Origin of the sequence: Tahibacter aquaticus (assembly GCF_004363655.1) — a bacterium.
GTDB classification, from domain to species: domain Bacteria; phylum Pseudomonadota; class Gammaproteobacteria; order Xanthomonadales; family Rhodanobacteraceae; genus Tahibacter; species Tahibacter aquaticus.
In genome coordinates, this window is record NZ_SNZH01000005.1 from 141,747 (window position 1) to 167,129 (window position 25,383).

Sequence of the window (25,383 nt, forward strand, 5' to 3'; positions counted from 1 at the left end):
CGCAGCCCCTAGCGGCCGAGCAGCGCGGCATGGCCGCGCGCGGCGAGCCGGCGCGCAATGCGCTCAATCGGCACGCCCTGGTTGAACAGCGGTTTCTGCCAGGCGGGATCGCCGTAGTGGTGCAGCGCGACGAGCTGCCAGTCCAGGTCCAGGCAGGGCGAGCCGGACGAACCGGGCTCGGTATTGGTGCGGTAGCGCAGCCGCCGCCCGCCGCCGAAGCGGCCGATATAGGCACTGGTATCCAGCGCCAGCTTCATCGGCGCGCCGTCGGGGTGCTGCACAATGAACAATGTTGCATCAGGCGCCAGTTCCGCCACCGCGTCGCGCACGGCCAGCCAGCCCCGGGCCGGCTTGCCCGCGTGTTCCTGCGCACCGACCGCGACATCGAGCAGCAGCAGGGCGTAGTCCAGTTCGTCGTCGGTCGGCTCGGGCTGGTCCGGCGTGGCGGTGAGTTCCGCCGGCGCATAGGGGCTGTGATCGGCGACCTCGCGCACGGCGACGTCGATGCCGGCTTCGCGCGTGCCGTCGTCGCGGGCGATATAGCCGAAGGTGCAGGCCAAACTCGCCACGTCGCCGGCCTCGACCGCCGCCTGTACCACATGCCAGTTGGTCAGCACCGCCGCAGGGCCGACCAGGAACCCCGTGCCTGCCGCCGCGCCGCGGTACTGAATCTTGCACACCTGGCGTTTTACCGTGTCTGCCTTGGCCAGCCAGACGCCGATATCCACCGCCGGCAGGCCTTTGCGCACGAGGCGCTGCAGGCCCGATGCCTGCGCATAGGCCGGTGCCTCGGCCTGTACCTGGCCGGCAACCTGATAGGCCACGACGAGTTTCGACTTCTGCGCCAGCTGCGGCGCTTCCGGCATCAGCGCGGCGATGGTGCCGCGCACGTCCTCGCGCAGCGGCCGTTCCGCATACACCTTGGCCAGGAACAGTTCGGTCGACCCCTGCTGTTCCAGCGCGACCAGCAGGTCGGCGATGGCCGGCCGCAGCGGTTTGTTCTCGGCCACGTAACTGACGTACAGCTGTTCGCCGGTACTGGAATAGACGTAGCTTTCGAGATCGTGCCGGCTCAAGGTTTCGCTGAGCACCTTGCTCAGCGCCTGTACGCCCTGGCCATCCAGCCTGCTCATGCTTCGCCCCCGCGCCCGGCCGCGTTGTGCTCATTCTGCACTATTTGTTCCGCGGCGAATCGTACAGAAGGTGCCGCGGTAGTGGCCGACCTCCCAGGGCGGCAGCGCGCGCGCTCAGCCGCGGCGTTTGCGCGCGACCCGGCCCGCCGTGGCGGCGACGCGGCCGGACAGCAGCAGCTCCACTGCCAGCGCCGCATCGCCCAGGTCGACGCGCTGGTCGCTGATGATGTCGGCGTAGAGAAACGATTCGCACACCCGCACGATCAGGTAGGCCAGGGTATTCGCCGGCAAGGCCAGGGTCAGCGCGCCGTGGGCGACTTCCGCATCGAGCAGCTCACGCACCCGGGCGATGGCGCGGGCCTGTACCGGCCCCTGCTTGGAGGTGAGCAGGCGCAACGCCTGCTCCTGGTCTTCACGCAGGAACTGGCGCAACGGTGCGGAGCGCAGGATGGCACGCACGCCGTGGGCACAGATGGCGCCGACCCGTGCCGGGCCGTGGCCGTAGCCCTGGTGCGCGGCCGCGGCGCGGCGCATCTGCGCATCGCACTGGGCCCAGAGGATTTCGCCGAGCAGGCCGTCGCGGCTGCCGACCCAGCGGAACGCGGTGGCGCGGCCTATGCCCAGCTCGGCCGCCAGTGCGCCCACATCGACCCGCTCGCCCTGCAGCCAGCGCCGTTGCGCCAGCTCGAACAGGTCCAGCGGCGTGACGCGCGGGCTGGCGCCCTGGTCCAGCGCCTGCTGCAGGCGCGTGGCCGGTTTCTTGCGTCGGGCGGTCAGGGCGGGCGGAGGACGGGCAGCGGGCATGGTCCGATGATAGACAGTTGGCCCAGTTGACGCCAAATGAGTCATTGAAGTATCAATGACTCATTTCGCCGACCGGACACGCGCCATGGAATCCCGCCAGCTTATCGACCGCCGCCACCTCGACTTTGTCCTCGACGAGGTGCTGGGCGTGGACGACCTTTGCCGCTATGCGCGCTTCGCCGAGCACAGTCGCGAAACCTTCGGCGCCGCGCTGAGCCTGGCGCAGCAGATTGCGCTGGACAAATTCCTGCCGCACAACCGCAAGTCCGACCTGAACGAGCCGCACATGGTCGACGGCAAGGTGGTGCTGATCGCCGAGATCGGCGAAGCCGTCGCGGCGTTCTGCGAAGCCGGATTCAGCGCGGTTCTGGCCGACGCCGGGCGCGGCGGCATGCAGCTGCCCTTCGTCGTGGCCGCCGCCGCCGACGGCATGTTCTGCAGCGCCAATGCCGCCACCATCGCCTACCCTACCCTGGCCCGCGCCGCTGCCAACCTGCTTGAGGTCTATGCCAGCGAGGAGCAGAAACGGCTGTACATGCAGCCCATTCTCGAAGGCCGCTATTTCGGCACCATGTGCCTGTCCGAACCGCAGGCCGGCTCTTCGCTGGCCGACCTGAAGACCACAGCCAGTCCGCGCGACGACGGCAGCTATGCCATCAGCGGTGCAAAAATGTGGATTTCCGCCGGCGACCACGAACTGGGCGAGAACATCGTGCATCTGGTGCTGGCCCGCATCGAGGGTGCACCAGCCGGCGTACGCGGCATCAGCCTGTTCATCGTGCCGCGCTGGCGTGTCAACGCCGACGGCAGCCGCGGCGCACGCAACGACGTCACGCTGGCCGGCCTCAATCACAAGATGGGCCAGCGCGGCAGCGTCAACACCTTCCTCAAGTTCGGCGAAAGCGGCGACTGCGCCGGCTATCTGGTCGGCACGGCACACCAGGGCCTGGCGCAGATGTTCCACATGATGAACGAGGAACGGATCGGCGTCGGCCTCAGCGCAATCCAGCAGGCGGCGATCGGCTACCAGTATTCGCTGGACTACGCGCGCGAGCGCCGCCAGGGCCGCCATCCGGACCAGAAAGACCCGTCCACGCCGGCCCTGGCGCTGATCGAGCACGCCGACGTGCGGCGCATGCTGCTGCAGCAGAAGTGCTATGTGGAAGGTGGCCAGATGCTGGCCTACGACGCCGCCCTGCTGGTCGACCGCCAGCATGATCCGGACGACAGCGTGCGCCGCGACAGTGCCGCACTGCTGGAACTGCTGACGCCCATCGTCAAGGCCTGGCTGTCCGACTACGCCCTGCGCGCCAACGACCTGGCCATCCAGATCTTCGGCGGCTACGGCTATACCCGCGACTACCCCGTCGAACAGTGTTATCGCGACAACCGCATCAACCCTATCCACGAAGGCACCAACGGCATCCAGGCACTGGACCTGCTGGGCCGCAAGGCGCTGATGCACGACGGCGCGGCATTGAAGATTCTGGCCGCGCGCATCGCGGCCAGTTGCGCCGAAGCCGCCGCCATCGCCGAACTCGCCCCGCTGAGCCGGCAACTCGGCCAGGCGCTGGTGCTGGTGCGCGACACCACCCAGGCCGTGGCGGCACGCCTGGGCCAGGGCGAGGTGCGCCTGGCGCTGGCCAATGCCGGCCACTACCTGCACCTGCTCGGCCACGTCGTCGTCGCCTGGGGCTGGCTGCGCATGGCTGTTACCGCGCAGCGCGCGCTGGCCGCCGGCAACGCCGACAGCGCGTTCTACCAGGGCAAGGTACAGGCCTGCCGCCATTTCTTCGCCGCGGAACTGCCACAAGTGGAACTTGCCGCAAAACTCGTGGCCAGCGCCGAAGCCAGTGCCTACGACATGCGCGACAGCTGGTTCTGAGCAACGCCCCGCCGCGCGGCAGATCGCAGGCCGCGGCGAGCCGGCAAAGCATTTTCGACCAGGCGTGCGCAGGCTCAGGAGGCCTGGCGCCAGCCCGCTCCGGCAGGCTTGCGCACCGGTTCTAGCGCCGTTCCCAACGGTGCAAGCGCTGCGCCGGGCCTGCGTGCGGCACCGCGTTCGCCACGCCGGACCAGACCTCGGACCTGCCCCTGTGCCGGTATCCGCGTGCGCCGGATTCGAAACGTGTCTGCCTGCTGAGAGACAGCGCCCGCTGCCGGCACTGTAGGATAGCCACGCCGCTCGCCGCGCCGGACAGCCTGTCGACAGAACGCCCGAGGACGCCCCATGACCAGCAAGATCGACCCGCTGATCGGATTGCATTTTTCCGATCGTCTGCAGACGCTCGGCGGCGCCCCGGCCGACTATCTGGTCCAGCTGCGGCCACACAGCGAAAATGTGCAAGCTATCCTGCCGCCGGGCGCGCGGATCGTGGCCCGGACTGGCGACCTCGCGTGCATCCGCGCACAGCCGGCGGCGTGGAGCACCCTGCAGGATAATCCACAGGTGGAATCCGCCTCACCCCTGGCCCGCGCGGACGAAATCGCCGTACTGCTGCAACTGCGCGATCCGGACTGGCGCGGCGATCCCGAGGGCTTCCAGCGTGGCTCCCGCCTGGGCAACGTACTCTCCGGCCGCGCCAGCCAGAGCGCCATCGCCGCGCTGCGGCGAGACCCTGCCATCAGCGCCGTGGAAGCCAGCCGCAGCACCGCGGCGGCCGAATGCATCGCTTCGATGCCCTTCGTCGGGGCCGTGGCAGCGCATGGCCCCCACTGGCAGGAGCAAGGCGCCAACGCGCTGGTCGCGATCGTGGACGGCGACATCGACGTGCTGCACGACGCGTTCTGCGTGCCGGGCAGCCTGCCCCGGCGGACGCGCATCGTCGCCGTGTGGGACCAGCACAGCAGCGCCGGAGCAACCCCGGCACAGGCCACCGCAGCCAATACCGGCAATGCGCCGCGCTATACGCAGAACTATGGCCGGCTGCACACCCAATCCGATATCGACGCCTACCTGGCAAGCGGCAACGTGCCGCCAGACCTGCAGTCCCAGCCCGATGGGCATGGCACTCATGTGGCCTCGATCGCGGCCGGCTCTGCTTTCGTTTCGGCCGGGTCCAGCGACGTCAATCTCGACGGCCTGTCTTTTCCCGGTGGCGTGGCGCCCGAAGCGGGGATCATCGTCGTCATTCCCAAGATCCGGGCCACGGCGAACGACCCTGTCAGCCTGGGTTACTCGGTATCGCATGTCGATGCGCTGGCGTTCATCAGGCAAACCGCACAGGCGATGAATATGCCGGTCGCGGTCAACGTCAGCCTGGGCATGAACGCCGGCGCGCATGACGGCACTTCACTGCTGGAACTGGCCTTCGACGAATTCAGCGGCGGCGGCCGCGTACCCGGGCTGGTGGTGGTCAAGTCCGCCGGCAACGCGCAATTGCTGGACGGGCATGCACAGGCGACGGCCGTCACTGGCGGCACGGTCGCCATCGGCTGGCAATCGTCCACCGTCCTGCGCCACCAGGACTATCTGGAATTCTGGTTCTCCTCGGCCGACGATCTCCAGTTCGGCTTGCAGTACCGCAGTACGCCCGGCAGCGTCTGGCAGACCATCGCCCAGGTCGACACAAGCCATCTGCACGACCAGGGCGCGGTGCCCGGCCACACGGCGACGGCCTACCTGGTACTGGAGCGTTTCCATCGCGACAACGGCGATTCGCAGCTGACCGTGCTGGTGCGCGACAACACCCCGACCGCACTGAGCGCTGCCGGCGAATGGCAATTGCGCGTCACTGGCCTGCACGTGATCGACGGCACCATCGACGGCTGGATCGAGCGCAACGATTACCAGCCGCTGCAATTCACCACGGCGCTGGCGAGCGACGGCACCTTGAGCATTCCGGGCACGGCGCGCACGGTGATCTGCGTCGGTGCCTGCGATTCGCCGCAAGCAGCGGGCACCCCCACGATCCAGTCGTTCAGCTCCAACGGCCCCAGCCGCGACCAGCGGCGCAAACCGGAACTCGTGGCACCGGGCAGCGATATCGTGGCCGCAGCCTCGGGCACGACGCGGGCGCTACGCCGCGACAGCGGCACCAGCATGGCCGCCCCGCACGTCACGGGCGCTGTCGCACTGCTGCTGTCCCGGCGCGTTCGGCAAGGGCTGCCCCAGCTGAACGCGGCACAGATCCGCGCAGCCATGAGCCAGTGCCTGGGCGGTTACAACGGCTGCTGGAACCGCGCCGGCGGTCACGGCTGGCTGGACATACCGTCGCTGCTGCAGACCCTGGGATAAACCATGGCCACCCTGAACCTGCTGCCCGGACACCAAGGCCCGGCGACGCATGCCTTCATCATCGGGGTCGGCAACTATCACCATCTCAAGCCGGGCGATGCCTGGGGACTCGGACAGCTGTCGACCGCGCCCGTATCGGCGCAGCGCTTTGCCAACTGGCTGCTGCAGCGCTATAGCGATCCAGGCCGGCCGCTGGCCAGCATCGAGCATCTGATTTCAGGCGGCACCTTCACCGACCACGCCAATGTCGTGCATGCGAGCGAAGAGCCCGAACTGGCCCGGATCGAAGCAGCCTATACGCAATGGTTCGAGCGCGCGAACCGTCATCCCGACAATCTTGCCCTGTTCTATTTCTGCGGCCACGGCCTGTGCAACAGCCGAGGCTCGACCCTGCTCGCGGCGGATTTTGCCGACCCGCGTTTCCAGCGCACCAGCCGCAATGCCATACACGTAGAGGGAACCGCCAACGCCATGCTCGCGTGCAAGGCGAAGTACCAATGTTTTTTCCTCGACTGCTGCCGCACCACCGACCTGGAATGGCAGAACATCATGGAGGAACCCGGCCAGCCGCTGGGCACGGCGCGCAGCACCGACCTGACGGCCGCGCACCAGCCGATGTTCTTTGCCGCCGGCCGCACCGAAGCCGCCACCGGCGTTGCCGCCGATGTCACCGTCTTCACCAAGGCCCTGATCGAAGCACTGGACGGCATGGCGGCCGTCGAACCCGACGGCGATCTCGACGCGCAGAGCTGGCGCGTCAACACCGGCAGCATCGCTGCAGCCATCGACAGCGCGATCGCCGTCGAGCGCCACCAGAAACCGCATATTCCCGAGCTGCATTGCCATTTCGGCGGCAACGGCGCGCACTTCGACCTGAACTATCCGCATCTGCCGCTGAGTATTCCCGTCGTCGTCGGCTGCGATCCGGAACACCTGACCGGACAGGCCCAGTTCCGCCTCGAACATGGCGAGCGCGGCGAAGTCGGCCGGCGCGACGCCCGCGCGGGACTCTGGATCTCGCGGCAGGAGCCCAGCACCTACCACGCCAGCGCGAGCGTTCCCAACAATGCCCCGCAAACAAAGACGTTTCTTTTGTACCCGCCGTCAAAACGGGCTTTGTTGAAATTTCCCTGAAAGCCGCTACGGCAGGAGAAGCGAGCGATGAAATCCTCCGCACCGGGCCCGCATGGCACCCTGCTGCTGTCTGTCAAAAAGAGCATCGACCAGATCCAGACCGAGCTGCCGGCGACCATACGCGTACAACACGCCACCGGCGGCTGGAAACAGCAGTTCCTGGTGCCCATAGGGCCCGATGTCAGCGCGCCGGCCAGCATCGACATTCCCGCCGGCGTGTACTCGGTCGACGTGCAGCTGCCCTCGGGCGAAACGATCTCCAGCGACGGCGAACTGGCAGCGGGAGAGACCAGCCACGTTGTTCTGGCTGGCCAGCCTTCCCGCGCGGAAAGCCTGAGCTGGCCGAGCTTCGTGCTGCGTGGCGACTTCACGCGCAAGAGCGCGCCGCCGCCGTTGTCGGGCCTGGAGACCGCCGCCCGCTCCCGCAGCCTGCGAGCCGGCCCGAAGATGCCCGCCGCCCAGGACATGCAATGCTGGACGCACAGCGAGGGACGGTGGAGCAAAGCCACGGCAACGATCCGGCTGCAGAGCAACGATCCCGACATCTGCGTCTATCGCGTCGAGGCGCAACAGTCGGTACTGCTGCAACTGCCCAGGCCAGGAGCAGCCGCCAGCACGTTTTGCAGGGTTCCCGGCGACTGGAAAACCGCGTCGGGCGAAAAGGCCACGGTGACTGTCGTGGTCGATACCGTCCCCGGCGATGCGGCAGAAGAACCGCAGCTGCGCGTACGCAGTACGGTGAATGATCCCCAGTTCGCCAAGCTGTCGGGTTTTCTCAGCTACGGCGTCGACGCCGGCGCACTGGCCATCGGCGACCAGCTGGCGAAAGACGCAGAAAACCTGATCGAGAGAAAAGACAATAATCCCCTGCTTGCCTGCGCGGCTGCGCTGGTCCTGCTCAAGGCGCGCCTGCCGCACGGGCTGCACGCGTGGACATTTCGCCTCGCCAGTTTTTTTCCACAAATACCCGACACGGCCATCGTGCGCGCCTGGCATCTGCTGTTCGGCGCCGAACGCCAGGCAGGCGAGCGCGATGCACTGGACTGGCTGCTGGAAGCCGACCGTCGCGGCGTACCGCTGTATGCGTATTCGCTGCGGCTGCTGGTCGACGGCCTGAAGCTGTTCGAGCAGAACCACGCGCTCGTCGCGGACACCGGCCGGAAATGGCAATCGTATCTGTGGGCCAGTGCCGCCGACGAGGCTTTCACACGTTTTTCCGGATCGACGCCGGACCTTCCCCTGGCGCCAGGCCGGCCGGCGTTCTGGCCGGCCGCGCCAGCGAGCGAGTCCGATGTGGCCGTGGAAACCCCTGGCGTCGGCGTGAGGCCTCCGCCAGCGGAAGCCTGAGCATGCCGTGCACAGGCCGGCCGCAAGCGCTGGGCAACAGTCCGCCTGACTGCAGCATTGCTGCCGGCCGCCGCTATTTCACCGGCGTCAGCGCCTCCGGATGCTCGCTGGTCGCCGGCCGCAGGTCGTAGCCGTGTTCGCCATCGTCGGCCGCGGCCGGTGCGGCAATGCTGTGGCGCAGTGGCGGATCGATCACGGCACGCACCGGCCGTCCGCTGGCATCGACATGCAGCACGCTGCGGCGCTGGTTGCGCAGGCGCTGGCTGACGATGCTGTCGGCGCCAAAGTAGTGCGCAATGGTCTCGTGCGACACGGTCGTCACGCCGCGGCGGCGCTCCTGGCGGCCGTAGCGCCAGCGGTTGTACAGCGCCCAGCCCAGGAATACGGTGGCGCAGATCAGCCCTGCCCGCAGCAGGAACAGCAGATCGCTGGCACCGTGCGCCGCATCGTCCAGCACGACACGGGCATAGGCCAGATCCAGACCCATCGCCCAGGCCAGCGCCGTGATCAGCGGCAGCCAGAGGAAGATCCAGCCGAACCAGGCCAGCGCGGTCAGGCTGGCGTAGAGACTGCGCTGGGCGGCGCTCTGCCGATGGGGCAGCGAGATGATCAGCGAATCGGTGCTCATCGGATGCCCCGGTCGGGACTGACCCACACCGCGCGCGTGCCGCGCTTTTTCGCCAATGCCTTGGGCAGGGCGAACACCGAGGTCAACATGCTCAGCAGCCAGTAGGCGATCGGATACCAGACCATCCAGTAGAAATTGCGCCCTACTCCGTTCTCGTAGCGCCGGTCTATGGCCATGCTCAGGGCGAACTGGCACAGGCAGGTGGCGCCGAGAATCACGCCGTGCCACTGCGGCAGCAGGCTGGGAATGGTCCACTGCGGCGGCAGCGCGACGAGCTGGCCGAGCAGCCACAGCAGCATCAGTCCGGCCATCACGTAGGCCCACAACAGGCTCAGCACGTACTCGCCGAAGACCGGCCACATGCGCCGCGTACGCCAGCTGCGCAGCAGCGGCCAGGCATAGCGCAGAATCACCTCGACGCCGCCCTGGGCCCAGCGCAGGCGCTGGCGCCACAGGCCCTTGAGCGTTTCCGGCATCAGAATCCAGCACATCGCGTTGGGCTCGTACATCACCGACCAGTGGTCCAGCTGCAGCCGCCAGGTGAGGTCGATGTCTTCGGTGATCATGTCGGTGCTCCAGTAGCCGGCGCGGTGCAATGCCGTCTTGCGGAAGCAGCCGATCACGCCGGACACGCAGAACACGCGGCCGTAGGCGCGCTGGGCGCGCTTGATCAGGCCGATGATGGAAGAGAATTCGCCCACCTGCAGCTTGCCCAGCAGGGTCGAGCGGTTGCGGATGCGCGGGTTGCCGGTCACCGCGCCGACCCGCGGCCGGGTCAGCAGGTGATGCATCATCCAGCGCGTCGCGTACTTGTCCAGCAGCGCATCGCCGTCGATGCACAGCAGGTATTCGGCATTCGACGCCAGCGCCGCCATGCGCAGGCCCATCGACTTGCCCTGGTTGGCCGCAAAATGGATCACGCGCAGGTTCGGGTAGAGGCCCAGCAGCGCGTCGAGCTGCGCGCCGGTGTCGTCGCGCGAACCGTCGTTGACCGCGATGATCTCGATGTTCGGATAGTCCTGCGCGGCCAGGAAGCGGATCGTCTCGCGCACGTTCTCGCCTTCGTTGTGGCAGGGCACGATCAGGCTCACCAGCGGGTACTCGGCCAGCTCCGGCGGCTGGTCGCGCCGCGGCTGGCTGCGCTCCCAGCGCAGGAAATAAATGATTCCTCCACTGATCCACACGAACGACATGAGCAGTGGATAGAAGAAGGCAAAGCCGAGCAGTACGCCGATCACACTGTAGTCCATCGCCTCAAGGCCGCCGGTAAGGGTGTTCCGACGCCGAGATCGCGCGTCGGATGGTTTCCAGCGCGGGTTCGTCGCGCAGGAAATCGTCGGGGTAATAGGCCAGGTGGCGTGCACCGGCCTGCTGCAGCAGGCGCATGCGCTGCGCCAGCAGCGCTGCGCCCAGCGGACGGCCGTCGCGCCAGTCGCGCGCCTGCAGCTCGAACACGCTGTGCAGCAAGGCACCGGGCACGCGCGCCACCGCTGCCGCAAGCTGGCGCAGCCAGGCATCGGCATCGGCGGCCTGTTCCAGCTCGGGCATGGCCATGATCGCGACCTGGTCGTAGCTGGCCAGGAACCGCGCCAGATCGTGCGCGGTATGCCGTTCGGCCTGCGCATCCAGCACCGGCGCGGCAAACAGATTGCGCGCAGTCTTCAGGTTGGGCCGCCAGCGCGCGGCACGCCGGGTGAGCGTGTCGGTGAACGCGATCAGCGCATCAGTGCGCGCGCGGCCCGCTGCCGGTGCGGCGGCAGCGAGACCGTCGTCGTCGCGCAGTACCGCGTCGTCGCCGAACAGCAGGCCGGCGGTATAGCCGTTCGCGGCCAGGTCTTCGTACAGGTCGCCGACGATGCGTTGGGTCTCGGCCAGGAACGGGTCCAGGCGCGGCGGATCGCGCCGGCCTGCATGTACCTTGCCGGCAATGGCCAGGCGCTGCTGCTGTTGCGCATCCGGCAGCACGAAGCCGAGCACCGGCATCCAGGCCAGCACTTCCACGCCGGCACGCGTACGCAGCTGCCAGGCCACGCGCGAGTACAGGTCGGCGCGCAGGGGCAGATGCCGGTTCGGGAAATACAGCGCATCGGCAGCGCCGTCGCCGTCGGGATCGGCATAGGCCTGCAGCCAGACCTGGTTGACGCCGAGGCGGCGCACGCGTTCGAGCAAGGCATCGAGATTGCGCGACTGCTGCACCGCATCGGCGTCGTAGACCGCGTCCAGGTCGATCTGCACAGCGCGCAGGGGGCGCGGCTGGCTCGTGTCCTTGCGCAGCTCTGCCGCCAGCCCGCCGGCATCGGGGTTGGCCTCGATCAGCAGGCGCGCCAGCGCATCGTCGCCGGCCAGGCTTTGTTCCAGTCCGTGCAGGCTGAAGGCCGCGCGCATGCCCAGCTCCGCCGCCAACGCATCGGCCACCTGGCTGTGCGCGCCGTAGGGCCACACGATGGCGCGCGGCGCGCGGCCCGTGAGCGCGGCAATCTGCGCCGCACTGCGGGCCAGGTCAGCGCGCACGCGTTCGCGCCATTGCGCCTCGCTTTCGTAGCCGGCCGCCTCGCTCCATTGCCGTGTCGTCGCGGCGGGCGACTGGCCGCCCTGCGGATTCCCTCGCAGCGCGCGATGCAGGTCGTAGCTGTGCGAGGCAATCTCGACCAGCCCCGAATCGGCCAGCACGCGCAGATCCTGCGCGCTGAGAAAATCGGCCCGGCCCGCAGCGTGGCCGGCATAGTCGATCTGCTCGCCGGGGGCCAGATCCAGCCAGCGTCCTACGACAGCCACGACCGCCGGATAGCGATAGGCCCGCAGTAGCGGCAAGACATGGGTGACCGCGCTGCGCAGGCCGTCATCGAAAGTCAGCAGCACCGCCCGCGCCGGCAAGGCCGCACCGCCGTCGCGCGCAGCCAGTACCTGGTCGAGGCTGACCGGCACGTAGCCGTGGGCACGCAGCCATTCGAAATGATCGACCAGATGACGCGTGCTGATGACGGCGCGGTCCGCATCGAGCTCGCCATCGACGCGGTCGCGCACGTCGTGGTAGGACAACACTACCAGCGCCTGGGCCGGCGCGGCGCAACACGCCGCCAGCAGCGCCAGCGCGCAATACAGCAGACGCATCACGGCAGACCTCCCCAATGCAGCGCGGCGAACAGTTCGCGCCGTGTTTCGCGCCTGCCGTCATAGGCCTGGCGAAACCAGCCGATGCCGTAGTTGAATGCCCAGCCCGGGCCGAGCTGCCATTCGTGCTCGTAGCTCGCGCGCAGCACGCCGCTGCTGCCGTAGTCCTGCTGCCAGTAGCTGCCGAACCACAGGCCGAAGCGCTGCCGCAGGCGCTTGTCGTAGTGGCGCCAGGTCATCCAGTCGCCGGTTGCGCCGACCAGGCCAATGGCATCGCGGCGCGGATTGAAATACGGCCCGCCGGCCAGCGAGTTGCGCGATACGCCGGCTTCTGCGCGCAGGTCCAGCGTGAAATGCGGCCGCGTCAGCACCCGCTCGCGCCCGGCCAGCGCGGCCGCGTCGCGGCGGTTGCCGTCGCTCAGGCGCAACTGCGACAGGCTTAGCGACAGCTCGCCCAGGTCGCTGTGCTGCCAGCCGCCGGATACCCCCAGGCTGCGCCCGGTGATGCCGTAGTAGCGTGCGCGCAGCGGCGTGTCGGTGGCAGCCGTGCTGGACTGCACCGACAGCCACCACGGGTCGGAAGGCCGCCAGTTCAGTGCCGCCTCGACGGCCGTGCGCGTGGCAAAGCCGTCGCCGGGATCGAACCAGGCCAGGCGCGCGTCGATATCGCCGCGGCTATAGCGCAACCCCAGGCCGCTGCGATCGTAGGCGACGCGGCCTTCGGGAATATCTGCCCGCTGCCAGCGTTTTTGCACATAGACGCGCCAGAAGTCGCCGATCAGCGGCGAACTCAGGCTCGCTTCGCGCAGGCGTTCGCGATTGCCGAAGACGCTGCTGGCGCCTTCGCCGCGGCGTTCGCCCAGGTCGAGCTGCCAGCCGCGGAACGCATTCCATTCGGCGCGTTCGCGCTGCACGTGGATATTGCTTGGCGCCTCTGCTTCCAGCGCGCGCAGGGCGGGTTCGACGGCATCGTAGCGGCCGAGGCGGCGGTCCACGCCGATCAGGTCCAGGCGCAAGGCGACAGTCGGTTCGTCCAGGCTCTGCGCAATGCGGTATTGCACCAGCGCCCGCCGCGGCCAGCCACGGCGCAGATAGACCGCAGCCAGTTCGCGATGCAGTTCCAGCCGTGCCGGTGCTTCGGCCAGCAGCGCCTCCAGCCGCGTCTGCGCCTGGGCGAGGTCGTCGCCGAAGGAAATCAGCAGGGCCAGATTGATGTCGGCGCGCGCCCGCGCCGGATTCGGCAGGCGCGGCGCCAGGCCCGGTGCGCGGGTCCAGGCCGCATTGTGCGCAATAGCTGCATCGAGGGTCTTGCGCGCGGCGGCGAAATCTTCCGCTTCGAGCTGGGCGTACATCAGCGAGAACTCGATCTCGGCCTGCTGCGGCTGCTGCGCCAATACCGCCTCATACAAGGCCCGGGCAGCACGCGGCCGGCGCAGATAGAGCAAGGCATCGGCCAGCGCAACCTGCACATAGGCCGGCAAGGCCACGCCTTCGTCGCGCAAGGCCTCGGCGGCTTCCACTGCCTCGTCCATGCGTTCCAGCTGGCGCAATGCGAGCACGCGGTCCAGTCGTGCGCGCTGGCGCTGCTCCTGCGCGCTGGCAGGCAGCTGCGCGAGGTTCGCGTCGGCGGCAACCAGGGCGGCACGTGCTTCGGCCAGGCGATCGCTGCGGTCTTCCGCGGCGAAGTCGGCCCAGCGGATCGCCTGGGCTACCGTATCGGTCTGCAGGCGCTGCCGTTCGGCTTCGCCGCCCCCACCCCACTGCAGCGCCGCCTGCGCCGCGCCCAGGTCGGCCAGCGCCGTGCGCACGCCGTCGCTGGCCTCGCGCGATTGCGGCTGCCGCTGCAGCACCTGTTGATACAGATCCAGCGCCTCGACCGGACGCGCGGTGCGCAAGCGCACATAGGCAGCAGCGAGCAGCAGGTCGGCGGCATCATGGCCACGCGCCAGCAGCGCATCGGCACGGGCATTCGCTGCAGCCGCTTCGCCGGCTTCGGCCAGGCTCATGGCAGCGCCCGCTGCTGCGGACAGGCGCGAAGGCTGTTGCGCCAGGGCGGCATCGAACCACGCCGCGGCCTGGCCGAACTCAGCACGATTGCGCGCCGAACGTGCCGCTGCCTCCAGCGCATCGGCCGGCCAGCGCACGGTTGAATTTCTGCGCACCAATTCAACAGCAAATGCATCGTCGCCGACGCGGTTGGCCAGCACGGCGGCAGCAACCAGCAGTTGCCCGTCATGCGGCTGCTGCTGCAGGCGTAGCCGCAACTCGCCCAACGCAGCGGCATCGTCAACGCCAGTAGCCGCGGCCGTCTGCGCCTGAGTGGAAAAGGCCATCAAGCCCATGGCAAAACCCGCGGCAATACTCAAGCGCGAGCCCGTTCTGGCCCGTTCGGTCATGCAAGATTTCCCCTGTAACGCCCGATCGTCATACACAGATCGGCCGGAGCCGATGCAGCCTATTCCCCCACTGATTACAGGGGCAAGCGTGCAATAGGCTTAAATGCAGAAATTAAAAAATGGGTTGTAGAAATTTCCTGGTCTTTTGTAGTTCTTTGGCGTTTTGTACAGCATCAGCATCGACTGATGGCAAGCAGTGCAACCAGTTTCGCGGATGATCGGGAAGCTGCTGCAGCGCGGCGACAACACGCAGAAATCGCTACCTTCCGGCTTTTTTCACGTAGCTGAACACGTGAGACACGCCCGCCTTTGAAAAAACTTCCCGGCTTTCAAACGGCGTTTATCGCTCCTGCGCTGCTTGAGTCACGGCCGAGTCAACACACTGTATCGAATGGACGACTGCTCTTGGCGCACCATAGCGAAAAGTTTGCATTGCTCTGAGTAACACGGCCCGGCATGCCGACACCCGTCAACGTATTTAATTTTTACTTTTTCACGGCTTCGCGTGGGCAGCAGCGACTGGCGCAATCTCGCCCGTATCAGTACACCCGCGCGACCGCTGCTCGTTCATCCAGGTAGCCGGCGCGCCCGTTGCCGACCCGGGCCGCGAACTTTGCTGCGATGCCCGCAGCAACCTGATCGTCGACGCCGTCGCAGCGCGGCTGGACGCGCCCAGGGCACGACTGCCGCACAGTGGCGCATCGACGGCCCCTGGGCCGACGATTTGTTCACCGATGATTTTGAAGAAGGCTGCGTCGCGCGCTGGGGCGACGAGCGGCAGTTTGCGCCGGATCGCATAGCCCGTTCGACGCGGGAGAGGCCCAGCCCTGGCAACGCAAGGGCTGCACAGGCTTGCGGCAACCAACCGCACCGCGCCAAAAACAGAACATTCAATACTTGTTCATTTTTTTCCGTGATGACAAATACTGTACAAGACACGGACAACGCCCAGGCGCATCCAGCCAGATGCCCAGCCAGGTTGTGGGCGCGTAGAACGCCCGCCCCTTGACGCGGATGGCCAAATGCCCAGCAGTTCCGCCCGATTGCTGAGCGCCCTACGGCCTGCTGCGCTCCACTACCGCTTTCGCACTGGCGTAAAGACGGCTGTTGCCGCTGGAATCCTCCTGCAGCACGTTCAGCAACGGCAGCAGCATCGATGCTGCTGCCGTGTCGCCGCGCCGGGCGGCGAGCAGGCCGCGCAGTGCATCCAGGCGCTGCTGCCATTTGCCGTCCGCGCCGCCGGCTTCCAGCGCCTTGACGTCCAGCGCGTCGATCAACGCCGCGGCTGGCCCGGCCTGCCCCCGCTCCAGTTCGTTCGCCGCCAGCCAGAACGCAGCCGTCTGGCTCTGTGGATTCTGCTTGCCCAGCGTTGCGGCCAGCTTGTCGTAGGCCGGACGCAGACGAGCCTGCGCCTCGTCTGCCGCGCCGCTTTCGTACAGCGCCTGGCCCCAGTTGGCCAGCGTGATCAGGCTGGCATTGTGTTCCAGGCCCAGCTTGCGGCTCATGATGTCGTAGACGCGCTGGCCGTAGTCGCGCGCCTTGGTCCAGTCGCCGCGGCGCATGGCCACGTCGAACAGGTCGCTGAGCACCATCGCATTGCGGGTGTGCTCGGCGCCAAGCAGCGCGACGATGGTTTTCTGCGCCGACAGCAGCAGTTCCTCGGCCTTGCCCGGATCGCCTTCGGCGGTATAGGTGCGCCCGACGGCGACCTGGGCAAACGCGACGACGAGGCCGTTGTCGTCGCCACGCGCCTGCGCTTCGGCGATAAGGCTCTGGCCCTCGTCACGGGCTTGCTGCAATTTGCCGTTCTGGGTCAGCGCATAGACCAGGTCCATGCGCAGCGAATCGCGCAGGGTGAAATTGTCCGGTTCGAGCTGGCGCAGCAGCGGTATCGCAATCTGGTATTCGGGCAAGGCAGTGACGTATTCGCCCTGGTTCATGTAGTAGATGCTTTTGACCGAGGCGACCAGATAGCGCGCCAGCGGATCGTCCGAACCCTGCGTCAGCCGCTCCAGGTTCTGCAATTCCTTCAGCGATTCGTCGAATTTCCCCGTGCGCGTCAACAGCCGCGCCAGCAGCGCGCGGGCACGCAATGCATTGGCGCTGCCGGCCCCTTCCGCGCCTTCGTACAGGGCCAGTGCGCGGCGTGCTTCGTCCTCGGCCTCGGGCAGCAGTTCCAGCATGTTGAACAGCATGGTCAGGCTGGTACGTATCGACGCCTCGGTCAGTGGCTGCGCGGCGAAACGCTTGGACACCCGTTCGCGCGCACCGAGCAATACGTCCTTCAGCGAGGCGCTCTGGCCCTTGGCCACGACCAGCGGATTGGAACGGCCGATCAGGTCTTCGTTGAGAAAGCGGTTGATTGCCGTCGCCCGCTGCAGTTCCTGCTGGGCCGCATTGCGCGCCTGCACGGCGGTGCGGTACAGGCCCAGTACCACCAGCACGCTGGCCGCCAGCGCGCCGACCAGTGCGATCAGGTAAGGCCGCCGTGCGCGATTGCGCGCCAGCGTATCGCGCACCGTGCGGGCCTGCTGCTCCGCCCTGTCGGCCTGCTCGCGGCGCACGCGGCGGGCATGCCGGTCGCGCAGGCGCGCGGCCAACTCGGCCACGCTGGCCAGGCGCCGCTCCGGATTGCCGTCGGTAGCCAGGCGGATGTCTTCGCGCAGCATGTCGTCGGCGATGTCCTGCTCCCAGCCCGATACCATCGGCCGGGTCAGATGCCCTGCCAGCATCTGGTACAGCATGATGCCCAGCGCGAACACGTCGCTCTGCACGGTCGGCGTGTGTCCGGCAAACACTTCCGGCGCCACGTACAGCGGCGTGCCGGAGGAAGAATCCAGCGCAATGCTCTGCGTCACGGTCATGCCGAGCTGGGTGATGCCCAGCGCTTCCAGCCGGTCCGGGTCGAGCAGGCGGCCGCTGCCGAAATCGGTCAGGCGCACCAGCCAGCCCGGCTGCAGCGGCGCAATCAGCACGTTGGCGGGCTTGAGATCCTTGTGCAGCACGCCGACCGCATGCGCCGCGGCGACCGCATCGGCGATCTGCAGGAACAGTTCCAGGCGCTGGTCCTGCGATGTCGCCGGCAGCTCGGTCTCGGCCCATTCCAGCAGGCTCTGGCCGCCGAATTCGCATTCGAGGAAATACGGCGCGTGCTCGAAATTCCAGTCGATGATGTCGACGAAATGGGTACGGTCTTCCAGGCTTTCCTGCAGCACGCGCGCCAGCGTCGCTTCGCGCTTGAGGGCGCGCAGGCGGTCGCCGTCGACACCGAACTTGTACACGCGCTGCTCGCGCGTCTTGGCATGCTCGGCCAGCCACACTTCGCTGCCACGATTGCTGCCCAGCTGGCGCTGCAGCAGGAAATTCTCGCGGCCCGGCACGGGCTGGCCGGCGCCCAGCTCCAGCCGGCTGGACAATTGCCGGCCGACCGCCGTGCGGCTGACCACGCCGTCGAGGCGATAGCCCGCACGGGCCTGGGTCTGCACGCGTTCCGCATTCGCCTCGCCCAGACCGCGGCGCAATTTGGTAATGGCATTCGGCAATACCTTGTCGACGGTAATGCGGCCTGCCCAGACCTCGCGCAGCAATTCTTCCTTGGTCACCACTTCGCCCGCATGGCGCAGCAGATAGGCCAGCACTTCCAGTGCCCGCCGCTCCACGTCCACCGGCAGGCCGGCAACACGTAATTCAAAACGTGCCTCATCGAATTCGGCCGTGCCAAAACGATAGCTGTAGGAGGTTCGCTCCCGGGTTTCCTGTTCGTTTTTCATGATTTCCGCGCTACAGGGTGCGGCAACGGTCGAGGCAATACCGACTCGACACTGCAGCGATACCCGCTTCGCAATGAAGCGGTGGAGCAAGCCACGTCAAGGCTGCAGCTGTCGAATTGCGGCCGCAAAACGCGGCGTTACTCATCCGTTACCGCACCGTTATCGATCCGTGCCGACGAAGCCCTTCGTGGAAATTAGCATGGCACGGCGTACCCAGACACCCTGCCATTCGACTTTGCTCAGTCAACCCGCCTGGGTACGCAAAATACTTTCATCGGAGATGGACATGTTTAACAGGAAGCTAATATTTGCCGCATGCGCAAGCGCACTTTTTACCTCGCAGGCCTATGGACAGGCTGCGGTGTGGCAAGTCGTCGCGGGTGAGGACGGACGCGTGGTTGCCTCGAATCTGCCGAGCGCGACCAATCGCAGCATCACGGATATTTTTCTCGGCGATGCCGGTGCAGGCCAGGTCGGTTTTCGCGTCAGCAGCCCGGCCGCATCGGCAGGTTACTGGGCGAGCAAGAACGGCATATTCAATCGCTATACCCAGACCGCCGTCACGGGCACGCTGGGGCCAGGCCGCAGCGGCGCCGAAAGCAATCACGTGTTTCTCGACGTCTATAGTGAATGGGGCGCGGTCGCCACCGACGGCCAGCGCGTCTTCGCCGCACGCGCCAGCGACCCCAATGCGACCGCCAATGCCAGCTACGGCCTGTGGCGCTGGGACGGTTCGCGCAACACCGAAGCCGCGCGCACCCTGAGCGACGGCGTCTACGGCCCCGGCCTCGGCGCCGGCTGGGTATTCCCCAACTCATCCACCTTCGCCAATGCACGCATGATGGTCGGCGGCAATGTACTGATCACCTCGACGACGACCAGCCCTACGGGTGCCAGCAGCGGCCTGATCGTCCGCCACGTGCCCGGCACGGGCAACATTCCCTGCCTGCGCAACGGCGCCACCGAACCGGCCCTGTCGCCCGGCCTGACTGCCGGCGATTCGTTCCAGAGCGGCTGGTCCTTCGGCAACCTGGCGATAACGCCGCAGGGCCGCGTCTACGGCGATTTCAGCGCCACCGGTTCGCGCGACGGCATCTGGGAAATCTGCAACGGCGCACCGCGTGCCATCGCCGTCGACGACGAAACCGGCGCACGCGGACCAGGCATGGGCAGCGCGTACTTCACCGACGTCTACCCGCCGTTCCCCGGCGTCAACGGCGCGGTGATGTTCTTCTCGTATTTCCGCACCAGCCCATCGTCGAGCGGATTCGGCCTGTTCCTGCATAACGGCAGCAGCAACCAGCCGCTGGCCTACAACGATACCGCCGGTCTGTTCGGCCCGAACTGGGCCGGCTCGACCTGGGGTACGTTCGACGTCGAGTCTTCCGGCAGCGGTTCATTGAGCACCGGCGGCCAGTACGCCTCGTTCACCGCCAGCGTCAACACCCCCGACAGCACGGCGCGCGGCCTCTGGCGCGTGCGCGTGGGGCAGCGGCCAGAGCTGGTCGCGCTGATAGGCCTCACCGGCCAGTACGCGCCGGAACCCGGCCGTACCTGGGCCAGCTTCGGTGCCAGTGCCATCCTGAGCAACGGCGACATCGTGCTCGAGGCGCGCAGCGATCCCGGCAACACCTATGCCCTGTGGCTGCTGGAAAACGGCAATCCCACGCCGCGCCGCATTCTGGAGCCGGGCCAGACCGTCCCCCTGGCCACTACCCAGGGCACGGTACAGGCCACCATAGCCAGCTTCGACCTGAACAACGGCGGCGCGCAGTACAGCCGCGGCAGCGACGGCTGGATCGGCGCCGACGGCACCATCATGGTCGTGGCCACCCTGACCAACTACGGCGAAGCCATCCTGACCTCGCGGCCGTCCGACCGCATCTTCAGCTACGGCTTCAACTAGCAGGCTGCCGAGCATCGGCCTGCTGAATCGGTCCACGGAAGGAGCGACCGGCCATTGTCTGTGCAGGCAGACGCTGGCTGGAGGAGGTGCGCACAGTGGGGTGCGCCGTTGCATTGGGCAAGGAGCAGGATGCCCCTTGCCCAACAACGTCAACGGCTGCTGCAACGGCCAGGAGGGCCCGGCTCAACGACGGTTCCCACCGCCTGGGCGCAGTGCCCTCTTTTTTACGCAAGCTTGATCATCGTGGTCTCGCCATTTCGGTAAGCTTCGTGCGCGAAGCCTGCGAGCATGCGAAGCGCATTGCCCGGCCCCAACGAAGGAGCGCGCGGCTCAGCACCGCGCCACTCAACCGATGACTGCATTCCCTGACCATATCCGCGTACTGCGTGCACGTCGCCACGCTGGAATGACCCAACAACAACTCGCCGAGCACGTCGGCGTACAGCGCTCGGCCGTGGCCCAGTGGGAACGGCTCAACGGCACCCGTCCCACCTCCAGCCGCATGGCGGCCGTGGCCGTGGTCACCGGCGTCTCGGCCGACTGGCTGATGACCGGACGCGGTGCCATGCTGACCAGTTATACCGACGCACTTGCGTCGCCGGCAGCCTCGCCGTGCGAACTCAGCCTGGACGAAGTCGATCTGATCAAGGCCTTGCGCCGGCTCGATACGGAGCGCCGCTGTGCCCTGCTCAACCTGATCGGTGCCTGGGCTGCCTGATCGACCCGCGCGGCGGTTCCGCCGCCGCGCACTATCCGCAGGGTGCGATTCGCGCTGCGTATCGCACCCTGCGCAGGACAGCGCTGCCGCAGGATCGCTACTCGGGAATCTCGCCGGCTTCGCTCAGCTCGACCTTGACCTCGCTACCCCAGCGCTCGCGAATCTCGCTGAGCGCCGCCGCTGTCGCGGTCACCTGCACTCGCCCGCCCGATGCGCCGAGTACCGCCACGCCGTCGATGGCGCGCAATTCCCGCTCCAGATCTTCCGGTGCCGCCGTCTCATTTTCCCGGTTGAGCGCAATTACCAAATGCTGCGTGGAACTTGTCATGGCGCCTCCCGAATTTGCGCATTCGCACACAATGCATGCCATCTCGGCAGCCTCGGCACCGTAGCACCATACACGGTTCTCCCTGCCGGCGACGGCGGGCTCTGCCTGCCCGCCGTCGCCGTGGCCGGCATCGACCTGGTGGATGCGCAAACCCGCTCAGGTGCACACCATGCCGCGGCCCTGCCACCGCGAATTCAGTCCTGTCGACAATGCCTGCCGCACCAGCAGCTGCCGGGCGTAGGCCGCGCGCGCAGCATCCGGGCAGTGTTGCGCCGGCTGAAGGGCTACTTCTTCAACCCGTTGCGGCCAGGCGCTGCGGCCGCGGGGGCGGCGGCAGCGCTTCCGTCATGTGATGCATCGGCGTCGCTGGCGCGGCGAACGCCATCCACCCGCGCCCGGCAGGGACGTGGCGGGCGCAGGCTCAGCCTTCGTCTTCCAGCGGTGCATCGGTTTCGTCCGGCTCTTTCTGCTCGGCCGCACGGATCTTCTGTTCCGCCGCAGCCTTGCTGTCGCTCACGCTGGGCAGCTTGGCCGGCGCCTGCAACAGCAGCGCCGGATCGATGCGCTTGCCCAGCCAGCGCAGGCCGAGATGCAGGTGCGGTCCGGTGGCGCGGCCGCTGCTGCCGATCGTGCCGATGGCCTGGCCGCGCTTGACCTCGTCGCCGTCCTTCACGCGGATCGCTTTGAGATGAAAATTCATGCTGACCAGGCCACCGCCGTGATCGATATAGACAGCGTTGCCGGTAAAGAAATGATCTGCCGCCAGCACGACGCGGCCGTCGGCAACAGCAGAGACCTTGTTGCCGTCGCCAACCGGGTAGTCGCGGCCGCTGTGCAGGCTCTTGTGCTTGTGATTGAAGGTGCGCAGGCTGCCGAAATCGTCTTCGCTGCGTGGCAGCGAGGCCGTGGGATTGCGCAAGGGCAAGCTGAAGCGCGGCGCATCCAGCGTGCCTGGCAGGATCTTCTTCACCGCGGCGCTTTCCCGCACCGCGCGGGCGCTGTCTTCGGCCGACACGTCCAGGTAGCGCTGCAGCGACGGTGGCAGCTCCATGTCCACATCGGCAAACTTCGCATCTTCCACCAGCAGCGTACCCAGCTGCTGCTTGCCGTCGTCGCTCCACAGGGCGATCTCATAATGTCCCGGCCGCGCACGGATATCGACCGGGTAGTAGCACACGCCGGCAATTGCCGCGTAGCGCTTGCCGTAGATGCCGCACTCCTTGGCTTTCAGCCCGGCCCAGCGGGCGACCCCGCCCTGTGGCGCGGTAACCAGTGCGGCGGCACTGGCGAGCGACGGTGCAACCAGTGCAGCCAGGGCCAGGCCCAGCATGGCGCGGCGGTTCGAGTGAATGGTCATGAGATGCCTCCCTTTATGGTTTTATCTACAATAAAAAATATTCCGGATGGGCAATCACGGCTGCACTGGCGGCAAGGCTCCCCACTCCACCGCTGCAGCCACCGCGGCACGCGACGCCGTGCCGTCGCGCAGGTCCAGCCAATAGCAGCCATGGTCATGCGCTACGCCGAACCAGCGCTCGGCCGAGCGTGTCGTACCCGCCTGTTCCCCGAGCGAGGTGACGACGACGGCATGGTCGTCGGTCTGCGCCGCCGACTGCAGGCTGACCTCACTGGAGCCGGCCTTGAGCAACTGCATCAGGCCGCGCAGTTCGCCGCGTGCGGCATAGCCGCGCCACAGCACCAGGCCGGACAGGCGTACGCCGTTGCCGGCACGCAGTGCCGCCTGCACTTGTGCCTGCAATGCTGCCGGTGTGCGTGCACAACCGGGCGTCGCGGCAACGACAGGGAGCACGGCTCCCGGACGCGACCGCGGTGCCGCCGGCGATGCCAAGCCCTCGCGCGCGCCAGCGCAGCTCGGCGCGAACATCGGCTCGCCCTGGGCACCGATACACCGCTGCACCCCGGCAGCACCGGCCGGCGCCGTCCCCAGCAGCAAGCCGATCAACCCGAGCATCCGTGTAACAGGCATGTGCATGACAGCAATCCGACGCGACGATGCGCAACGGCAGCGCAAGTCCGGTGCCAAGGTCTGCGTGGGTTCAGTGCTGGATTCCTGCCCTGCCTGCTCGTGCAGCCTGCCCGGAAACACACAAACTACCGCGCATTGCGCAAAAGCACGCCGCGCATTCCGGTGTAATGCGGACCGAATTCGCCCGAATTAAGATCCAGACTGATCCACCACCCCACAGAGCAGGCCAACATGAGCAAGCAGACCTATACCGGCAGCTGTCACTGCGGTGCCGTACGTTTCGAAGCGGATATCGATCTCAGCGCCGGCACCGGCCGTTGCAATTGCTCGATCTGCAGCAAGTTGCGCCGCTGGGGTACGACGATACAGCCGTCGGATTTTCGTCTGCTCAGTGGCGCGGAAGCCCTGTCCGACTACCAGTTCGGCGGCAAGGTCGCGCATCACCGTTTCTGCCGCCACTGCGGTGTGCATGCCTTCGGCGACGGCTATGTGGAAGAAATCGGCGGCGCCTACGTATCGATCAACATCGCCTGCCTCGACGATGTCGATCCGGCCAGCCTGATCGCAGCGCCACTGCGCTACTTCGACGGCCGCAACAACGACTGGTTTTCCACGCCGGCCGAAACACGGCATCTGTAAGCCCCTGCGCGGACACTGTCGCGCGATCGACAGCCAGCCATCGTCGAGGTCGATGCGGCGCGTCCGCGCCCGTTGCGCGACGCTGCGCTGGAGCCGTTGCGGCGCCGCATCCTGCACAGCCTGGGTACTGCCGAGGCATGAAAACGCCCCGGCAGGACCGGGGCGTCGGATTGCACTTTCCCTACCGGCTGGCGCCGCTGGCAACCGCCATCAGTGCCCGCACGTGGCCTGCTCGCTGATGTAGGCACGCCCGCTCGGTTCCAGATTGTCGCGCACGTCCTGGATGAAATTGTGCCGGTGCGGCTGCGGCACTTCCCACAGCGGCAGGCAGACGTCGAACTCGCCTTCGCGGCCCCAATAGACGATATGCCGCTCGATCGGCCCCCACTCGGCTTCGAGTTCGCCCAGCTGGGTGCGGAAACTCGAATAGTGCGGCTGGCTGACGCCTGCGCCCAGGCTGTTGAACGACACGACCAGCGCATACAGCAAGGGCTGGCGGCGTTGCGCCACAGGCGCAGCCGCGACGGCGCTACTGCCGGCAGCGACACCGGCGCTTGCGCGCGCGGCGGCAGGCAGGGCGAATGCGGCGGCAACCGCCAGAGCCAGGGCGGACAGAGCAAACAGCGAAACAGACTTCATACAGGTACTCCAGGGTTGGTATCGCAAGGGATCGCTGCCGCCATGCTGCCTGTCTGCGCCACGCGCGGCGTCCTCAGATTTGGGGAGCGCGGGGATGGCAGCGGCAAAGCTGCCACAAGCTACCGGGCGGCGCTTCGATACAAGGGAAGCGACTATTTCCAAAGTGCGGCATCCGGCTATCTGCCCTACGCCTATCCGTATCCGTCGCGCTGAATCTGGCGTCTGCGGCACTGCCGCAAGCAACAGCGCGGAACGTCAGTCGGGACAAGCGAGGCAGACCGCACTCAGGCAGGGCGGCAGCGGTCAGCCGTTGCCGGCACTTCCCTGTGTCTGGCAGCCGGCCCCACCTGGCCATCGGCAACGCGTTTCAGGCTAGTCCAAGGCCAGCGGGTGCGCCTCCACAAATTTGTGGACGCCGGCGAAAAATCCGCAGCGAAAAATGCCGGCGAATTCCGCCACGATATTTGCCACCTGCCGGTTCTAGCCGGCACCCGCGCCGCGACACGGCGCGACATTGCGCCGCACCCGCCATCATCTTTCCTCATTATGAAATTTGCATATATGTGCGCCTGCTCATATCCCTGCCGCGTGCCACTTGCGCGCGCA

The 25,383-nt window shown here is 67.2% G+C and carries 18 protein-coding genes; 7 read left to right on the forward strand and 11 right to left on the reverse strand.

The genetic code is table 11. From position 1 onward, the window contains the following. Positions 1-8: 8 nt before the first annotated feature. Together DFR29_RS09840 and DFR29_RS09845 are read right to left on the reverse strand one after the other, a co-directional pair. Complete coding sequence (locus DFR29_RS09840) at positions 9-1,133, reverse strand: trypsin-like serine peptidase (protein WP_133818422.1); 1,125 nt, start codon at positions 1,131-1,133, stop codon at positions 9-11. 114 nt (positions 1,134-1,247) lie between these two features. Beyond that, positions 1,248-1,937, reverse strand: a complete 690-nt coding sequence (locus DFR29_RS09845) for a QsdR family transcriptional regulator (protein ID WP_166653988.1) — start codon at positions 1,935-1,937, stop codon at positions 1,248-1,250. An 85-nt stretch (positions 1,938-2,022) separates the two neighbouring features. On the opposite strand from DFR29_RS09845, the gene DFR29_RS09850 reads away from it, so the two are divergent. From DFR29_RS09850 to DFR29_RS09865, 4 genes are all read left to right on the forward strand, one after another. Further along, positions 2,023-3,822: an acyl-CoA dehydrogenase gene (locus tag DFR29_RS09850; protein WP_133818423.1), complete on the forward strand. Its 1,800-nt coding sequence runs from the start codon at positions 2,023-2,025 to the stop codon at positions 3,820-3,822. 345 nt (positions 3,823-4,167) lie between these two features. Next, positions 4,168-6,174, forward strand: coding sequence for a S8 family serine peptidase (locus tag DFR29_RS09855; protein ID WP_133818424.1), 2,007 nt, complete (start codon positions 4,168-4,170; stop codon positions 6,172-6,174). Between the two features lie 3 nt (positions 6,175-6,177). Then, a complete protein-coding gene (locus DFR29_RS09860; RefSeq protein ID WP_133818425.1) occupies positions 6,178-7,308 on the forward strand; it encodes a caspase family protein in 1,131 nt (376 codons plus the stop codon). Positions 7,309-7,335: 27 nt separating this feature from the next. After that, complete coding sequence (locus DFR29_RS09865; protein ID WP_133818426.1) at positions 7,336-8,655, forward strand: hypothetical protein; 1,320 nt, start codon at positions 7,336-7,338, stop codon at positions 8,653-8,655. Between the two features lie 73 nt (positions 8,656-8,728). Here DFR29_RS09865 and pgaD read toward each other — a convergent pair whose 3' ends face one another. The 5 genes from pgaD to DFR29_RS09890 all read right to left on the reverse strand — a co-directional run bounded on the left by pgaD (position 8,729) and on the right by DFR29_RS09890 (position 18,560). Further along, positions 8,729-9,283, reverse strand: coding sequence for a poly-beta-1,6-N-acetyl-D-glucosamine biosynthesis protein PgaD (gene pgaD / locus DFR29_RS09870; RefSeq protein ID WP_133818427.1), 555 nt, complete (start codon positions 9,281-9,283; stop codon positions 8,729-8,731). Next, positions 9,280-10,533 carry a poly-beta-1,6-N-acetyl-D-glucosamine synthase gene (gene pgaC / locus DFR29_RS09875; RefSeq protein ID WP_133818428.1) on the reverse strand — a complete coding sequence of 418 codons (1,254 nt, stop codon included), beginning with the start codon at positions 10,531-10,533 and terminating at the stop codon, positions 9,280-9,282. Before pgaC ends, pgaD begins: the two co-directional genes overlap by 4 nt. Before the next feature lie 4 nt (positions 10,534-10,537). Then, positions 10,538-12,394 (reverse strand): poly-beta-1,6-N-acetyl-D-glucosamine N-deacetylase PgaB, encoded by a 1,857-nt coding sequence (pgaB, locus tag DFR29_RS09880; RefSeq protein WP_133818598.1) that lies wholly within the window; start codon positions 12,392-12,394, stop codon positions 10,538-10,540. After that, positions 12,394-14,790: a poly-beta-1,6 N-acetyl-D-glucosamine export porin PgaA gene (pgaA, locus tag DFR29_RS09885; RefSeq protein WP_133818429.1), complete on the reverse strand. Its 2,397-nt coding sequence runs from the start codon at positions 14,788-14,790 to the stop codon at positions 12,394-12,396. The genes pgaB and pgaA overlap by 1 nt, the downstream gene beginning before the upstream one ends. A gap of 1,055 nt (positions 14,791-15,845) precedes the next feature. Further along, positions 15,846-18,560: a protein kinase domain-containing protein gene (locus DFR29_RS09890; RefSeq protein ID WP_133818430.1), complete on the reverse strand. Its 2,715-nt coding sequence runs from the start codon at positions 18,558-18,560 to the stop codon at positions 15,846-15,848. A 394-nt stretch (positions 18,561-18,954) separates the two neighbouring features. On the opposite strand from DFR29_RS09890, the gene DFR29_RS09895 reads away from it, so the two are divergent. Beyond that, positions 18,955-20,466, forward strand: coding sequence for a hypothetical protein (locus tag DFR29_RS09895; RefSeq protein WP_133818431.1), 1,512 nt, complete (start codon positions 18,955-18,957; stop codon positions 20,464-20,466). Between the two features lie 352 nt (positions 20,467-20,818). After that, a complete protein-coding gene (locus DFR29_RS09900; RefSeq protein ID WP_133818432.1) occupies positions 20,819-21,184 on the forward strand; it encodes a helix-turn-helix domain-containing protein in 366 nt (121 codons plus the stop codon). 97 nt (positions 21,185-21,281) lie between these two features. Here DFR29_RS09900 and DFR29_RS09905 read toward each other — a convergent pair whose 3' ends face one another. The 3 genes from DFR29_RS09905 to DFR29_RS09915 all read right to left on the reverse strand — a co-directional run bounded on the left by DFR29_RS09905 (position 21,282) and on the right by DFR29_RS09915 (position 23,505). Beyond that, on the reverse strand, positions 21,282-21,512 hold the full coding sequence (locus DFR29_RS09905; RefSeq protein WP_133818433.1) for a hypothetical protein: 231 nt from the start codon (positions 21,510-21,512) through the stop codon (positions 21,282-21,284). 421 nt (positions 21,513-21,933) lie between these two features. Then, positions 21,934-22,869 carry a M23 family metallopeptidase gene (locus tag DFR29_RS09910; protein ID WP_133818434.1) on the reverse strand — a complete coding sequence of 312 codons (936 nt, stop codon included), beginning with the start codon at positions 22,867-22,869 and terminating at the stop codon, positions 21,934-21,936. Positions 22,870-22,923: 54 nt separating this feature from the next. Next, entirely contained in the window at positions 22,924-23,505 is a 582-nt protein-coding gene (locus DFR29_RS09915) for a hypothetical protein (RefSeq protein WP_133818435.1), read from the reverse strand. A gap of 225 nt (positions 23,506-23,730) precedes the next feature. On the opposite strand from DFR29_RS09915, the gene DFR29_RS09920 reads away from it, so the two are divergent. Continuing rightward, on the forward strand, positions 23,731-24,138 hold the full coding sequence (locus tag DFR29_RS09920; RefSeq protein WP_133818436.1) for a GFA family protein: 408 nt from the start codon (positions 23,731-23,733) through the stop codon (positions 24,136-24,138). Between the two features lie 210 nt (positions 24,139-24,348). On the opposite strand, the gene DFR29_RS09925 is transcribed toward DFR29_RS09920, so the two are convergent. After that, complete coding sequence (locus DFR29_RS09925) at positions 24,349-24,777, reverse strand: hypothetical protein (protein ID WP_133818437.1); 429 nt, start codon at positions 24,775-24,777, stop codon at positions 24,349-24,351. Positions 24,778-25,383 lie beyond the last annotated feature (606 nt).

Excerpts from the sequence above, each read along its gene's own strand:
- DFR29_RS09840 (WP_133818422.1), bottom strand. The coding sequence starts at position 1,133 with ATGAGCAGGCTGGATGGCCAGGGCGTACAGGCGCTGAGCAAGGTGCTC.
- DFR29_RS09845 (WP_166653988.1), bottom strand. The coding sequence starts at position 1,937 with ATGCCCGCTGCCCGTCCTCCGCCCGCCCTGACCGCCCGACGCAAGAAA.
- DFR29_RS09850 (WP_133818423.1), top strand. The coding sequence starts at position 2,023 with ATGGAATCCCGCCAGCTTATCGACCGCCGCCACCTCGACTTTGTCCTC.
- DFR29_RS09855 (WP_133818424.1), top strand. The coding sequence starts at position 4,168 with ATGACCAGCAAGATCGACCCGCTGATCGGATTGCATTTTTCCGATCGT.
- DFR29_RS09860 (WP_133818425.1), top strand. The coding sequence starts at position 6,178 with ATGGCCACCCTGAACCTGCTGCCCGGACACCAAGGCCCGGCGACGCAT.
- DFR29_RS09865 (WP_133818426.1), top strand. The coding sequence starts at position 7,336 with ATGAAATCCTCCGCACCGGGCCCGCATGGCACCCTGCTGCTGTCTGTC.
- pgaD (WP_133818427.1), bottom strand. The coding sequence starts at position 9,283 with ATGAGCACCGATTCGCTGATCATCTCGCTGCCCCATCGGCAGAGCGCC.
- pgaC (WP_133818428.1), bottom strand. The coding sequence starts at position 10,533 with ATGGACTACAGTGTGATCGGCGTACTGCTCGGCTTTGCCTTCTTCTAT.
- pgaB (WP_133818598.1), bottom strand. The coding sequence starts at position 12,394 with ATGCGTCTGCTGTATTGCGCGCTGGCGCTGCTGGCGGCGTGTTGCGCC.
- pgaA (WP_133818429.1), bottom strand. The coding sequence starts at position 14,790 with ATGACCGAACGGGCCAGAACGGGCTCGCGCTTGAGTATTGCCGCGGGT.
- DFR29_RS09890 (WP_133818430.1), bottom strand. The coding sequence starts at position 18,560 with ATGAAAAACGAACAGGAAACCCGGGAGCGAACCTCCTACAGCTATCGT.
- DFR29_RS09900 (WP_133818432.1), top strand. The coding sequence starts at position 20,819 with ATGACTGCATTCCCTGACCATATCCGCGTACTGCGTGCACGTCGCCAC.
- DFR29_RS09905 (WP_133818433.1), bottom strand. The coding sequence starts at position 21,512 with ATGACAAGTTCCACGCAGCATTTGGTAATTGCGCTCAACCGGGAAAAT.
- DFR29_RS09910 (WP_133818434.1), bottom strand. The coding sequence starts at position 22,869 with ATGACCATTCACTCGAACCGCCGCGCCATGCTGGGCCTGGCCCTGGCT.
- DFR29_RS09915 (WP_133818435.1), bottom strand. The coding sequence starts at position 23,505 with ATGCACATGCCTGTTACACGGATGCTCGGGTTGATCGGCTTGCTGCTG.
- DFR29_RS09920 (WP_133818436.1), top strand. The coding sequence starts at position 23,731 with ATGAGCAAGCAGACCTATACCGGCAGCTGTCACTGCGGTGCCGTACGT.
- DFR29_RS09925 (WP_133818437.1), bottom strand. The coding sequence starts at position 24,777 with ATGAAGTCTGTTTCGCTGTTTGCTCTGTCCGCCCTGGCTCTGGCGGTT.